The sequence below is a fragment of the Gloeothece verrucosa PCC 7822 genome (assembly GCF_000147335.1).
Taxonomy (GTDB): Bacteria; Cyanobacteriota; Cyanobacteriia; order Cyanobacteriales; family Microcystaceae; genus Gloeothece; species Gloeothece verrucosa.
Genome location: NC_014534.1, coordinates 129,287 through 143,122, shown reverse-complemented (window position 1 = coordinate 143,122; position 13,836 = coordinate 129,287). Strand labels below are relative to the sequence as shown.

The window sequence follows — 13,836 nt, the reverse complement described above, 5'->3', positions numbered from 1 at the left end:
TTTATGAATTTTTAATTAGCCACCATGACTACTATTTCTCAAAATATCGAACCTGTAATTGTTCCCTTCGACGTAATTAATCAGCTAACAAGACAATTACGTGCGGCGGGAGCAAAGTTGTCTGTTACTTCTACCGAAGACGGCAACAGAATCATCAGCTTTAGAAAGATCACTCCCCTGGCGGAAAAGCTACTTCAAGAATATCGAATCCCCGTCATTCCCGAATATGTAGAACAAGGAATAGTTGTAGAAAAAATTCCACAGGTTGCACCCGAAGTGGCGGAACTTCTCGATATCCCTTCCCTTGCCCTCGATGAACAAGTTCAAATGGAAGAACTCGTTGAAGTTGAAAGTAATTTACAAGGAAAGCCTAAATTCACCGAGCAACAACTTCAAGAAAAAACCAAGGAAGAATTGTTGATTATCGGGCAAAACTTGGGAATTACTTGTAAAAAATCCCAAACTAAGTCAGCGATTATCAAGAAAATTCTCAACTAAGCTCGCCGAGCGCCGATCAAAAGTCGATTATTCTCAAATTATTCGGGATATCGGCTTTTTTTTGGCTTTTCTGTCGCGCTGTTAGCGCGTTTTATTGAACAATTTCACCGCCATATTATGCCGACAGAAACTTTAGCAGAACTTGATCAAGAATTAGAACTGCTCTTAGAACATCTGAATTCAGATGATCCAGAATCTAGAGCGATCGCCGAAGAGATCTTCAACAAAGATTTTCTGCCACGCTTAGAGAACAAAATAGATAACTATGTAAAAGCGATTAAAGCTCAGGAAGCCATAGCTAATTATCGACAATCAGAAGCCGAGCGGCTAAATAAACTAGCTCAATCCTCTAAAAACACTGTAACTTGGCTCAAATCCAAATTACAGGCGTTTATGGAGAACCGTGTAGCCGAACTGGGGGATAAAGGGAAAAAGTTAGAAGGAAAATTATCCCGCATTTCCCTGTGCATCAACGGCGGGAAAGTACCTGTGTGGGTAAACCCTGAACTGAGTGAACAAGACTTCCCCGAAGAATATTTAGAGTATATGCCAACTCTCAATAAAGCTGCATTGGTTGATGCGGCGATCGAGGCCGGAGAGATACGCGATCAAACTGGGAGACTGGTGGCTAAGGTGATGCCACGAGGACAACATCTCAGAATTTCTTAATTATTTTCGAGGAGGAGAATAGAGATGGTTGCTGCCAAAACTATTGATAAAAATGAGTTGATTACCAATAAATTGATTACTTTAATCGAGACAGGAGTTAAACCCTGGGCAAAGCCTTGGCATACAGCCCAGTATCAAAACTTTTTAACTTCGCATATCTATCGTGGCATTAATCCCTTGCTATGCCAGATCGATTTGATCCTCAATAATTGGGAACATCCCTTTTTTCTCAGCTATCAACAAGCAAAAGCACAAGGGTGGTTTGTCAAGAAAGGAAGTAAAGCAACCTGGATTCGATGGGGAGGGGTTTACGCGGCTGAAGTAGAAGATCCTCAAACCAAGGAAACCAAAAAAGAATACAGAAACGGTTGTCGCTGGTTTTCAGTTTTTAATATTGCTTGCTTGGATGATACAAAGAGCGATCGCAAGATAGCGGAACGCCTTGAAACTTTTAGCCCGAAAAAATCAGAAGATTTTAACGCCATCCCCGAAGTTGAAGCCTTTATTAACTCGCTTCAACTGGCTAGGCACTTTGGCGGACCGATCGCTTGTTATATCCCCTCATCAGATACTATCAGAATGCCAAAACCTTCCGACTTTAATTCAGTTGAAGGCTTCTATTCAACTTATCTTCACGAAATTGTTCATCGGACAGGACATTCAAGTCGTTGCGATCGCCCGTTAGATAATCCTAAAGGTTCAACAGGTTATGCTTTTGAAGAATTAATCGCCGATCTAGGTTCTGCTTTTCTTTGCAATCATTTTGGAATTAACTATAGCTTAGAAAATCATACTTCTTACTTAAATTCCTGGTTACAAGTATTATCCTCAGATAAAACCGCATTTTTAAAAGCCGCGCAGAAGGCTAATGAAGCTTTTAATTATTTAATAGGAGAAACGGCAGTAAATGAGTCAGAATAAAGTCTATCTGTTGCATTATGAGCAACCAATCGGTAATAAAAATAATCCTCTAGAATCGGCACAACATTATCTCGGCTCTACTGATAATTTAGCATCTAGGTTATTAGAACATAGAAAGGGAAATGGAGCGAAAATAACGGCGGCATTCTTTCAAAAAAAATCTCGTTTAATTTAGTGAGAATTTGGGACGGGGGTAAATCAGTAGAATTCTATCTTAAACGGAAGCATAATAACAAATCCCTCTGTCCTATTTGTAATTAAAATGCTCATCGACTAGGCAATAAAAAAGGGAGAGATCCGCTTCCTAATCAACTCTTAAACAAGGAGAATATTTGACTCAATTTGTCCCTTTTATCGGGAAAACTGATTATTTTAATAGCAATCCTCGTCTCCCTCTTTGGCAACTCATTCCCCCTCCGGTTCTTCCTCTAAGTTGGCTACTTTCGCTAAATATCAATCCTGGCTTAATTCCCCCGTTTAGGATTATTCCCGATTGCGGCGTATGGTCCTATAAAAACTTAAAAATTCCCCGAATCGGCAATAATTTAGTGACACCGTTGTGGGCGATAAAACAATATCAAAAACGGGCAAAACCAGGAGATATTGTTATCGCCATCGACCATTTATTAATGGGGATTAATAATGAAGAAAGAAGGGAATTTAACCGTCAATCATCCCAACAATTCTTGAAACTCTCAAAACTGTATTTGCCTCAATGTTATCCAATGGCCGTTATTCATGGAATCGGTATATCTCAAAAACTTCAAGAGCTTAAACGGCTTTACCATTTGGGATATCGCTATTTTGCAGTAGGCGGCTTACTATCCAATTCCCACAATCAACATCAACTTCTGGGCATTGTTGAGATAATTAAAAATCATCTTTCTGATAATTGCTATTTGCATATCTTAGGTGTTTCTAATTACCAATTGGCGGGAAAGTTTGGACAACTGGCAATTAATAGTCATGATAGCTCAACTTGGATCAAGGAAGCTTTTCTTGGCTATTATTATCATTGGAAAAATAACAAGCTTAACAAGCTTAAATTATCGAGTATTAACCTTCCCTCTTGCTCTTGTACAGCTTGCTCATTTTTGGGCGTTCAACTTCTTTCAAGGAGGGAATATAAGTTAAAACTAGCGGCACATAATTTAATTCAAAACCTTTTAGCTTATGGGGAATATCAATGCAGAGAAAAACCATTAAGCCTTTTATAAATCGCCATCATCCTCTTGTAAAAAGAATGTCCTATTTGGAAATTTTAGGGGGTTATCAAACTTATCTTTTTACTCCCAATTGCGAACCGATAAAATACAAATTCTTTTCAACTAAAGAGGAACTAGACAAAGCCATTCAAGCCTGTTATAAAGCGGGTTGGAAAGTTTCTAATGCCACTCCAGTAGTTAACTTTTTCATGAGACTATCTCGGAGATAATTTTGGCTTTAATCAAACTTAACTATAAGCGCTTTGCGCTTTCAATGTGGTTATTTCAAGCTGAAAAATATGGAAACGTTAGAAAAAAAAACACAAAAAGAAGCTTTCCAGAGCGAAGAAATCTATTATCAAACAGCTTATGAAATTTGGGAAGCTCAGTATCTTGCATACAGTGATATCGATTTACATTATTAGAGGATACTATGTCTACAACAAAAACCCAAGAAATCAAAGAAACTCAATCGAACAACGACATCAAAGAAACCGAGATTGACAACGAAACTTCTTCTAATATTATCATTCCCCCACCTGAACTTGACGAGTTCTGTTCTCCGGAATATATCGATCCTTTCGCGCGTCTCCCCCGCATCCAAGCGCTCAGAGGGGCTACCCCCGATCTATGCGGCTATTTCGTCTCTATGGATCAGATGGCTAAGGCGGGTTGGCTCGATTTTGAGTACGTTGATCCCTATATTGTCGATTATACCTTTGAATCTAATGGAGAACTGGAATCGGGAGTTCTGCTAAAGACTCCAAGAATGCTGGTCATCCCCCGTACTCCCCTGTTAGGCTATGACCGGGAAGCCTCACAAGAATCTCAGCAGTTAGTGATCCTAGGCCCCTGGAAAGCTGAGTACAAACAGGAGAAAAATGTCTCTAACCTGCGGTTGTGTGAAGTATTTTTGCTTACCCCCGACAATAAACCCCTGCATCAAGTACCCCTAGCCTATATCGCTAAAGGGGCCAACGGCGCAACCTTCAGTGAGCATCATAATCAGTTCCTCACTGAGATGACCAACTGCCATGCTATTAGTCGAGGAATTGCGGCTCGTCCCAAAAACAACAAATTTAACTGTTTATGTGCATTTGAGTTCTCTGTAGCTAGAGAGCTTGTCGGTGATAAACAAAAATCTTTTACCTGTCGGGTAACGTCCCATACCATTCCCACTCTAGAAAATTGGCATACCTTTTTCCTCGGTTACTCCCCCGAAGCGAAAAAGATGGCTTGGGATGGTTTGCAGCCATCTCAGCCATTGATGATTCCAGGGCAATCGAATAGTGTTATGGCTTTGCCAGCCGCTAAACCTGAAGAAGAATAAAACTATTCCCGTTATAATCGGAGGATTATAACGGGATAAACTTCATTTTGAGCATTTATCTGAAAAATTATGGAATTTACCGTTTCTCAAACCACAATTTCTGAGCATTTAGCCCAAATTAAAACTATTCTTCCACCTAAGCCTTCTTATCCGATTTTAAGCAACGTTTTAATGAAGGCAAAAGATCAACAACTTATCCTAACCACTTTTGATAGTTCTTTAGGCTTAACGACGAGCTTTCCGGTTTCCATTGAAGAAGAAGGTAGCATTTGCGTAAATGGTAAACTTTTAGTGGGCTTGATTAATAAATTAAATGCAACCGAATTAACTTTTAAACTTGAAACTACAGAAGATTTTGAGGAGGACGAAAATCCTTTAATTTTAATTGTTCAAGCCGAAAATAGTATCTATCGATTGCAAGGGATCGAATCGAATCAATATCCGGAACTCCCTATCCTCGAAACGCTTTTATCCGTAACTCTACCGTCTCACTCTTTATTATCAGCTTTAATTCCCGTTTTGCGCTCTTATGCAACCGACGAGACAAAACAGATTCTTCGTGGAGTTCATTTTCTCTTTTCAAGCTCAAAACTTGAGTTAATTTCGACGGATGGCCACCGTCTGTCTATGAGTAAATTGTCTCTTGATGATCTTGCTGGAATTGATGAGATTGAAAGTGAGGGAATCACTATCCCTGGAGATACTTGTCAACAGCTAGTGAAGTTATTGAGAGGTTTTAAGGAAGATGTCGAACAACCATCACAATCTCCACAAGAAGATGAGTGCGGAACTCGTTCCGCACCCCAATCCGAATCGGTTCAAGGAGAAGACGAACCATCACCGACAATAGACAATAATTTTTCTGAACCCGTTTGTTCCACAGTAAAAATTTCGTGGGATAACAAACAAGTCCAATTTGAGTTAGGCGCTCATCAAATGATGATTAGTCGCTTATTGCAGGGCACATATCCAAATGCTCATCAATTGTTGCCTTCTGAGTATCCAAACTCAATTAATTTTCAAGTCTTAGAAATGAAACGGGCGATTAATCGTCTGAACATCCTCAATCCCAAGAAAAACGTATTAGTATTGGAGTGTTCGGCCCAGCGCCAGCAAATTAAATTATATTGGCTCTCTAGCGACCACCATCAAGGCATAGAAAATATCCCGGCAGTCGTTGAACGAGATTTAACGATCGCGTTTAATTCTAAATATTTCCACGACGCTGTATTGGCACTTCCAGGAAACGAACTCAAGTTTGAGGCGATCGATCCCGATCAAGCATCCCGCCTAGTTTCTCTTGAACCGGACTGTTCCGCATTTGTCCTTCTGATGCCGGTCAAGGTCGACCAATTTCCGCAGGTTCCTACAGTTAATAAAGAACCCTCCCTGCCCCCTAATCAAACAAAAGATAAAGAACTTGCGAAAGTTAATTAAGCATCTATCAATTCTCTAGTTTTTCAAGAGATTACCCTTCATTTATTTTGATTTGCTCAATGAGACACTTACCTTTCCATCTCAAATATCGTCCCCAAACCCTCGCCGATTTGGTGGGACAACAGCCAATCGCCACCACCCTAACCAATGCTATAACCACAGGACGCATCGCCCCGGCCTATCTCTTTAGCGGACCGAGGGGCACGGGCAAAACCTCCACCGCCCGTATCTTGGCCAAATCCCTTAACTGCCTATCAGAGGACAACCCCACCGTTACCCCCTGCGGTCAGTGCGATTCCTGTGGTGCGATCGCCTCGTCTAACTCCCTCGATGTCATTGAAATTGACGCAGCCAGCAACAATTCCGTAGAGCAAATTAGAGATTTAATTGAAAAATCCCAGTTCGTTCCCCATAATCTCTATAAAGTCTGGATTCTGGATGAATGCCACGCCCTATCCCATTTCGCCATTCAAGCGCTCTTAAAGACTCTGGAAAATCCGCCAGAAAGGGTCGTATTTATCCTTTGCACCACCGAACCTGAGCGTTTGGGGGACACGATTATCTCTCGCTGTCAACGGTTTAATTTCCGCCGCGAGAGCGATTCGGTGATCATAGAGCATTTAGCCGCCATCGCCCAACGGGAAAATATTACCATCGACCCTCATGTCCTGCGGCTGATTGCCCAACATTGCCAGGGGGGACTCAGGGATGCTCAATGTTTATTAGAGCAACTTAGTTTGTTGTCCAATACCCTTACCCCTGAGCAAGTTTATGAGTTAACTGGGTCCGTCCCCGAACAGGATCTACTGTTGTTGTTCAATGCGATCCAAGAGGAAGATACCGAGCAAGTTATTAAGCGAACCAGGGAATTGTATGAAGTCGGTTTAGATCCTCTAGTGATTGCTCAAAACCTTTTAGAATTCCACATTACGGCATTATTGGCTCAAACTGCCGATAATGCAGAATTAGGGAAAGTAACCGCAAGCACCTGGGAAATCTTACAGGGCTTAAATATCCCAGACCACCGATTGATTGCACAGATCAGCAAACTCAAAAGCGGCTTAACTCAGATTAAATTATCCAGAGTTCCCCGTATTATTTTAGAGGTAACTTTAATAGGGTTATTTGCGCCCAATGATGTCTATGTGCCCTCTCCTCCCAATTCTTCTAAAGAGTTGAGTGGGAGTGCGGAACGAGTTCCGCACCCCAGTGTTAACAAGTTCCTGACCCCGCTTCCTGCATCTATAGCCACGCTTCCTTGCGAGCCTATCAATCTAGATAGTCTGTGGAAACAAATTATAGCGGCTCAAACCCAAAAGGCACTGAGTGCCTTACTCAATCAGCAGGCGAAATTGGTCGCCCTGCAAGAAAATGTCGCTACAATCCAAGTCCCAGAGGTATTTAAACCCAGAATTTCTCAATCGAGTTCTACTTTAAGTGATTCGTTTGAGAAGATCTTGGGGCACAAGGTCAATATTGAACTTGTAGTATAAGTCAATTTCTCCCCGTTTTGTACTACAAGGATTTTGCGTCATTTGAATGTCCCCAACTCGGGGAAATACTCGGAGGCGTTGTAGTATATCAAGAAAAAACAGGTGAGAATGAAAGTTTTTTCAGTTAAATTCAACAAAGCACTATGCCACTTTACTTAATGACCGGTGACAACGATTTTTTAATCTCCCAAGAAATTCAGGCACTACTAGCTCAATATCTAGCCCCTGAGTGGTCTTTGTTCAATTACAATGAATATCCTCCAGATTCCCTCAATGAGGCAATCATTACCATGAACCAGCCCCCTATTGGTAACGGTTTCAGGGTTGTTCATCTTATTCAATGCCCTTGGTTTGGTACGATTAACGACGATAGTATTGCACAGGTTGAAAAGGAGATCGATCTTCTTCCTAGCACCACCGTCTTGATCTTAACAGCGTCTAAAATTGATCGGCGGCTAAAAGTGGTTAAGATGCTTATCGACAAAGCCGCACTCTTTAAAGAATTTAACTTGATTTCCCCTTGGGATGAAGGCACTCTCATCACTCAGCTTTACCAAATGGCTACCTCGATTGGTGTTGACCTCACTCAAGCCGCAGCCAAACAGTTAATTATCGCTGTTGGTAATGACACCCGTCTATTATCTGGGGAGTTAGAGAAACTCAAAACTTTCGTCGGCGACGAAGCCGTCACAGTTGAAAGTGTCAATCAATTGGTGGATAATCGTGCGGCTACATCTATTGATTTAGCTAAAGCCTGTTTGAAGCAAGATGTCAAAACCGCGATCGCTACCCTTGAGAACTTGAACAATAGTGGGGAAGCAGCCCCTAAAATCCTTGCCTCCCTAATTACTTTGTTTCGACAATGGACTTGGACCAAGGCTTTAGTTTCTGAGGGGGTCACTGATACCCATCATTTAGAAGCTTGTACTGGCATCTATAAGGGCAGATGTTACTACCTGATGTTGGAAGTTGAAACTATTTCCCTAGAAAGATTTATCTTCTGCCAAGAAGTTCTTTTAAAGGCTCAGATTGCCTTCAATTCCGGCAACAAAAACCTTAAACTTTACATCATTCAACTATGTCAGCAATATTTTCCAGTATAAACGGGCAACAGGGAGCAATAAAACTACTCACTGCCGCGTTAACTTCTGGTCGCATCCCCAATGCCTATCTATTCACTGGTGTATCTGGGGTAGGCAAAAGAACTACTGCGCTCGCTTTGGCTAGGGCACTTATAGCAGATGAGGAACGGCATAATCCTGACTTGACAATAATTGAACCGACTTATTGCCAACAGGACGATTTAATTCCCCTTTCTGTTGCAAGAGAACAACAGCTATCTTTTAATAATCAAGTCGCTCAGATTCGGATCGAGCAAATCAGAGAATTAACTCGGTTTTTGGCTCAAGCTCCCTTAAAATCTCAAAGGTTAGTTGCCATTATCTTAAACGTGGAATCCCTAACCCCTAATGCGGCTCAGGCTTTATTAAAGTCACTAGAAGAACCTGGGCAAGCATTGTTAATCCTTACCACAGATAATATTGAATCTGTGCCGCCAACGATCATTAGCCGCGCCCATATTATTCCCTTTTGTCCCCTGTCTACATCTAAACTCCAAAGTGTGTTGAGTGGCTTGGGAATAAAAGTAGATCCTGTTGTTTTGAATTTAGCCGGCGGTTCTGTATCTAAAGCGATCGCTTATCAACAATTATTGGACGAACTGCCCTCCGAATTAGCGTCTCCTTTTTGTTCAACCTTTTCAGAAACCTTTAGCAAATCTCAATTGATTTGTGAATTAGAAACAATAAATCAATTGTTGCTTGCCGATTATTGGCAACATAAAGCTTGGGAAAATCGAGAAGAAAAATTGGTTCAATATTTAGAATTAGTTAAATCTCAATTGTCTAAAGCTAATGCCTTGTTGGCTTGGCAATGTTGTTTAAACCGAGTTAGACGCAATTGAAAGTGCGGGGAAAATAACCCCAAAACTCGTATTAACAGTGCTTTTCGCCTGATTTACCATTTAGTATTGGTGACTAAGTTCTGTCGTCCATCTCTTAACAGTGATATTCTTGAAAAAATGGAATTTATCTTAAGAGAATTGTTAGGAAAATGGGAATGTGACCTCCCTATCGTTTGGGGGGGGAAGCCGACCATATACACGCGCTTTTTGAAAGTCACCCATCCGTTGAACTGTCGAAATTGGTTAATAATATTAAAACCGTAACATCTCGCCGTTTAAGGGCAGAATATTCTCAACATTTATCTCAGTTTTATTGGGGAGATAAACCTCAATTTTGGTCAAGTAGTTATGCTATTATTAGTGTTGGGGCACAAGCTCCCTTAGATAAATTAATTGAATATGTGCAGAATCAAGAAAAACCGGAATGAACACGAAGTGGCGCTGCGCGTTCGTGCTGTGCGGTTTATTTATTGGTTTCGCTAACCCCACCTAAATTTTCATTATAGAAGGGGACTGCGCGAAACATCTTTGTTCAAAAGTGAGAACCAACTATGACAAGAGATAAATCCACTCCCACAGTCCGCAGAGGACGAATTTTCCCCGAAATCCAGTGGACAGAACCACAAAAAGCTCAAAAGAGAGCCGAACGCGAGGAATTTTACCAACGCTGCCAGCCAATTTTTGCAAGAATTCAGCCTGAATTAATTAAAACTCACTACAACTGGTATGTAGCAATTGAACCAGATAGTGGAGAATATTTTCTCGCTCAGGATGATTTAGTTGTTGCTCAAATAGCGCATCAGAAATACCCAAATGCCAAACTCCATGTTTTCCGCATCAATGAAACCGGAGTATGCGGAACCCTATGATTTCCGGTTATTTTGGGGATGAAGATGGGTTATTTTTTGAAATAGAGTTGCTTGCTGCTGATGGTTTAGAACTAGCAGTTGATGCCATGTTTGATACGGGTTTTTCTGGTTGGTTGGCAATTAACGAACAAGATTTAGATGCTCTTGGTTGGATTTATGTTGATCAACAAACTATGAGAACAGCGCAGGGAGATTCACAATTTGATGTTTTTTTAGGAAAAATGCGAATTAATGGCAACGAATTTGAGGTTCCTGTTCATGTAGGGCAAGGTTTATCTGAAGTTTTACTGGGTCGTCAGTGGTTAAAAACACACCGTTTGGTGGTGGATATGTCGTCCTCAGTATTGACGTTGGGAAATTGATTTGACGCTCCCTCACGGGACGTGAGGGGTTCTCAGTTCAGCCAGTCAACTTATCTAACAAGCTTTCACTTATAAAGGAAGGTGTTATGGGAGCGTGTCACTTTGGCGAAAGTGACACGCTCCCTTTGGGTCTTTTCTTGATGTAACTCTAGTCCTAATAAATGAAGTAACTGGACAACTTGAGCATAGCCGCTCATTATTGCATCTTCAGTCTTAGATAACAATAAAAAATCATCGGCATAGCGCACTAATTTTAAATCAGATTCAGTAAAATGATGGTCAAACTCATCGAGATAAATATTAGCTAACATCGGAGAAATAACCGCACCTTGAGGGATTCCTTTCTCTGGAAAAATAATTCCTTTATCGGTTGAAATTACTGCCGAAATCCAAGCTTTTATTAAGCACAATATTCCTGAATTGTCAATAGTTTTTCTGACTTCTTTTAACAAGATAGGATGAGAAATATTATCAAAATACTCAACAATATCCGCATCCAATACCCACTGATAACCCAAATCTCGCCAATAAGCGGCTCTTTTGACGGCATCAAGATAAGAACGATTAGGACGATAAGCAAAACTCGCATCAGAAAAACGTTTTTCCATTACGGGATAGAGAACATTTAATAATGCTTGTTGAACAATTCTATCCCGCACAGTGGGAATTCTTAACTCTCGCCATTTTTCTTGAGTTTTAGGAATTAAGATTTGTTGAAGCGGCTGAGGAATATAATTACTATTAGCTACAGAATTGAGTAAGAAAGTTAGATTATTATCTAAATTTAGAGCAAATTTTTCTATGGTTTCTCCATCAATCCCTGCACAACCTTTATTATCGGCTACCTTAAACCACGCTTGATTAAAATTAGGCAAGTTGAGAAATTCATCAATAATATTTGTCATATTAGTTTTTAAGTAAATTGGTTCTTCAGACTCAAGTATGCTAATTCATCTCTGTAAGCCATGTAAACGAATGATTTTAGTTAGAAACTATTAGTAACTAGCCGAAATCTTTATTCTATATTGATTAGGTTGTGTTAGTTAGCATACTTCAGTCGGTAGAACCAAAAGTTTAAACCGATGGTACAATAAAAAAGTCTCCACGCTTAAAAAAGGTAAACCTCAAGCATTTTGGTCAAAACGGTTAGCCACCATCACCGAAAAGCGGAATCGCCAGATGAGAGACGGCATCAATAAAGCGGCAAGACTGGTTATCAATTATTGTCTTGACAAAGGCATTGGAACAATCATTTTTGGCTGGAATAAAGAGCAAAAACAGAATTGTCAATTGGGTAACAATACGCAAGCTTTTGTACAAATACCAATTGCACGATTAAAAAATAGAATCGCTCAATTATGTGAACAGTATGCGCTAATTTTTGAAGAAATTAACGAGGCTTATACCTCAAAAAGTTCGTACCTCGATGGAGATTTGATTCCCTTATATGGTGAGAAACCCGACGGATATCAATTCTCTGGAAAACGAATCAAACGAGGTTTATATAAATCGAAAAATGCCATTTTAGTTAATGCGGATATTCAGGCAGCCGCCAATTTGTTAAGGCGGTTTCAATTAAAAGTAAATACAATCTCATTGGAGAAAGTATCTAGGGGCAGTTTGATGTGTCTCATGAAGATTAAACTCTTCATGCCAGCTAAGAAGAAAAATTTAAGTTTTTCGGCTTAGAATCTGCGCTCTGTTAAGGCGCAGAGTCATCAAGTAGAGAAACATAATCTACAAACAGTGATCAGGCAAAAACTTGGTAAATCACTTTCTAAGTGCAAAAAGGATGAATTGCTGAATATTTTAGGAGCTTAATTTGTAGAGTTATCAGTTATTAATTTTCAGCAAATCGCTGATAACTCTATTTTTTATCCTTCGGATATAAATTACGATTTTTTACAAATAGCTTACTTTTATGAAGACAATTACTCATTTTCGTCTTCCTGGTTTATGCCGAGAAAAAACTCGTATTTTACTATTAGCTTTATTGCTCTTTCTGTTAGCTATTTAGTTTAATTTTTCCTCCTCTTTGAGGAGTTTTTTTTCTGCCGTTGGCAAAATTGCTTGAAAAATTCATCTTTAACCAAAACTATGTTGTTAGTAATTCATAATCAATTAGAAATATTTGAAAGGCTTTGGGCTATGGTCGATCAAAGAAACTATCAGCCCGAAATAATCGATGAAGAACAATTAAGTTTAGTGGCGATCATCGAAAGTAATGAATTAAGCGATGGCTGGACATATACTCAAAATGTCGATTTAGAGGATAATATTCCTGTTATTCTTTTAACTCGTTCTCGTTCAACTGACGTAGGCGATATTATTCAAACGAAAAAAGGGGAATGTTATTTAGTTGATTCTCAAAATTTTACTTTGTTACCTCAACAACCGATATATATTCATATTGGAGAATCAGTAACTCTTCCGAACGGTGAAATAGTAGAAAAATTTCCCTCTCTTCCTATCTTTAATTGGTCTTGTCTTCCTCTGCTACAAACTATTAATTTCTCAGGGAGCTATTATTATTTAGAAATTCGCGGTGACAAAAAGCAAAAATATCGATTATTAAGAACATATAAATAACTGTAGTTTCCTCGCGTTGTTTGCCCTTTCGGGCTTTTTTTTTGAAAAATAAATTACTTCACAAGAAATTATGAACAATAACATCAATCAAATCAGCGTTACTGGTCGTTTAGGGCAAGATCCAGAAATTCGCTATTTTCAGTCAGGTAGCGTTCTGGCTAAGTTCAATCTAGCCGACGATCGTGGCGAGGGCAAAAATGCTGAGGCTAACTGGTTTCCCTGCGAAGTTTGGGGCAAGGCGGCTGAAGTCGCGGGTGATTATTGCTCCAAAGGCTCCCTCGTGGGAGTTAAAGGCGAACTAACGATCGAATCTTGGACTGACAACAGCACGGGGGAGGTTCGCACTAAGCCTGTTATCAAAGTTAAATCCTTAGAGCTTTTAGTAACCAAAAACTCGACTTCTCAGCCAGCACTGGCTACTGGTGTTGTAAGTAAACCTAATTTTTAATTCTGCAATTTTTTCGATATTTTTGCCCTTTCGGGCTTTTTTTTTGGAAAAT

19 protein-coding genes are annotated in these 13,836 nt (G+C 40.0%); 18 read left to right on the top strand and 1 reads right to left on the bottom strand.

Features of this window, described 5'->3' with window-relative positions:
* The first annotated feature begins 24 nt into the window (after positions 1–24).
* The 15 genes from CYAN7822_RS30905 (at position 25) to CYAN7822_RS30840 (ending at position 10,747) form a co-directional block, all read left to right on the top strand.
* Positions 25–498, top strand: coding sequence for a hypothetical protein (locus tag CYAN7822_RS30905; protein ID WP_013334866.1), 474 nt, complete (start codon positions 25–27; stop codon positions 496–498).
* Between the two features lie 117 nt (positions 499–615).
* Positions 616–1,167, top strand: coding sequence for a siphovirus Gp157 family protein (locus CYAN7822_RS30900; RefSeq protein WP_013334865.1), 552 nt, complete (start codon positions 616–618; stop codon positions 1,165–1,167).
* A gap of 24 nt (positions 1,168–1,191) precedes the next feature.
* Complete coding sequence (locus tag CYAN7822_RS30895) at positions 1,192–2,088, top strand: ArdC family protein (RefSeq protein ID WP_013334864.1); 897 nt, start codon at positions 1,192–1,194, stop codon at positions 2,086–2,088.
* Complete coding sequence (locus CYAN7822_RS30890; RefSeq protein ID WP_013334863.1) at positions 2,075–2,263, top strand: GIY-YIG nuclease family protein; 189 nt, start codon at positions 2,075–2,077, stop codon at positions 2,261–2,263. The genes CYAN7822_RS30895 and CYAN7822_RS30890 overlap by 14 nt, the downstream gene beginning before the upstream one ends.
* A gap of 157 nt (positions 2,264–2,420) precedes the next feature.
* On the top strand, positions 2,421–3,305 hold the full coding sequence (locus CYAN7822_RS30885; protein WP_013334862.1) for a tRNA guanosine transglycosylase family protein: 885 nt from the start codon (positions 2,421–2,423) through the stop codon (positions 3,303–3,305).
* 26 nt (positions 3,306–3,331) lie between these two features.
* Positions 3,332–3,523: a hypothetical protein gene (locus CYAN7822_RS38470; RefSeq protein ID WP_041934307.1), complete on the top strand. Its 192-nt coding sequence runs from the start codon at positions 3,332–3,334 to the stop codon at positions 3,521–3,523.
* A 69-nt stretch (positions 3,524–3,592) separates the two neighbouring features.
* A complete protein-coding gene (locus tag CYAN7822_RS40275) occupies positions 3,593–3,718 on the top strand; it encodes a hypothetical protein (protein ID WP_280990464.1) in 126 nt (41 codons plus the stop codon).
* 8 nt (positions 3,719–3,726) lie between these two features.
* Complete coding sequence (locus CYAN7822_RS30875; protein WP_013334859.1) at positions 3,727–4,623, top strand: DUF5895 domain-containing protein; 897 nt, start codon at positions 3,727–3,729, stop codon at positions 4,621–4,623.
* A 69-nt stretch (positions 4,624–4,692) separates the two neighbouring features.
* Positions 4,693–6,060, top strand: coding sequence for a DNA polymerase III subunit beta (dnaN, locus tag CYAN7822_RS30870; RefSeq protein ID WP_013334858.1), 1,368 nt, complete (start codon positions 4,693–4,695; stop codon positions 6,058–6,060).
* A 59-nt stretch (positions 6,061–6,119) separates the two neighbouring features.
* The gene (dnaX, locus tag CYAN7822_RS30865) at positions 6,120–7,553 is read left to right on the top strand and encodes a DNA polymerase III subunit gamma/tau (RefSeq protein ID WP_013334857.1); all 1,434 of its coding nucleotides are present in this window, start codon (positions 6,120–6,122) and stop codon (positions 7,551–7,553) included.
* Between the two features lie 143 nt (positions 7,554–7,696).
* Positions 7,697–8,656 carry a DNA polymerase III subunit delta gene (gene holA / locus CYAN7822_RS30860; protein WP_157872027.1) on the top strand — a complete coding sequence of 320 codons (960 nt, stop codon included), beginning with the start codon at positions 7,697–7,699 and terminating at the stop codon, positions 8,654–8,656.
* Positions 8,632–9,516 carry a DNA polymerase III subunit delta' gene (locus CYAN7822_RS30855; RefSeq protein ID WP_013334855.1) on the top strand — a complete coding sequence of 295 codons (885 nt, stop codon included), beginning with the start codon at positions 8,632–8,634 and terminating at the stop codon, positions 9,514–9,516. Before holA ends, CYAN7822_RS30855 begins: the two co-directional genes overlap by 25 nt.
* A 173-nt stretch (positions 9,517–9,689) precedes the next feature.
* Positions 9,690–9,944 carry an IS200/IS605 family transposase gene (gene tnpA / locus CYAN7822_RS39845; protein ID WP_083786954.1) on the top strand — a complete coding sequence of 85 codons (255 nt, stop codon included), beginning with the start codon at positions 9,690–9,692 and terminating at the stop codon, positions 9,942–9,944.
* Positions 9,945–10,067: 123 nt separating this feature from the next.
* The gene (locus CYAN7822_RS30845; protein WP_013334854.1) at positions 10,068–10,385 is read left to right on the top strand and encodes a hypothetical protein; all 318 of its coding nucleotides are present in this window, start codon (positions 10,068–10,070) and stop codon (positions 10,383–10,385) included.
* Entirely contained in the window at positions 10,382–10,747 is a 366-nt protein-coding gene (locus CYAN7822_RS30840; RefSeq protein WP_013334853.1) for a hypothetical protein, read from the top strand. The genes CYAN7822_RS30845 and CYAN7822_RS30840 overlap by 4 nt, the downstream gene beginning before the upstream one ends.
* 65 nt (positions 10,748–10,812) lie before the next feature.
* On the opposite strand, the gene CYAN7822_RS30835 is transcribed toward CYAN7822_RS30840, so the two are convergent.
* Entirely contained in the window at positions 10,813–11,652 is an 840-nt protein-coding gene (locus CYAN7822_RS30835; RefSeq protein WP_013334852.1) for a reverse transcriptase domain-containing protein, read from the bottom strand.
* Between the two features lie 274 nt (positions 11,653–11,926).
* Between CYAN7822_RS30835 and CYAN7822_RS30830 the strand changes: the two genes are divergently transcribed.
* The 3 genes from CYAN7822_RS30830 (at position 11,927) to ssb (ending at position 13,784) form a co-directional block, all read left to right on the top strand.
* Entirely contained in the window at positions 11,927–12,436 is a 510-nt protein-coding gene (locus tag CYAN7822_RS30830) for an IS200/IS605 family accessory protein TnpB-related protein (protein WP_049802793.1), read from the top strand.
* A 408-nt stretch (positions 12,437–12,844) separates the two neighbouring features.
* Positions 12,845–13,336, top strand: coding sequence for a hypothetical protein (locus CYAN7822_RS30825; protein ID WP_013334851.1), 492 nt, complete (start codon positions 12,845–12,847; stop codon positions 13,334–13,336).
* Positions 13,337–13,406: 70 nt separating this feature from the next.
* The gene (gene ssb, locus CYAN7822_RS30820; RefSeq protein ID WP_013334850.1) at positions 13,407–13,784 is read left to right on the top strand and encodes a single-stranded DNA-binding protein; all 378 of its coding nucleotides are present in this window, start codon (positions 13,407–13,409) and stop codon (positions 13,782–13,784) included.
* Positions 13,785–13,836 lie beyond the last annotated feature (52 nt).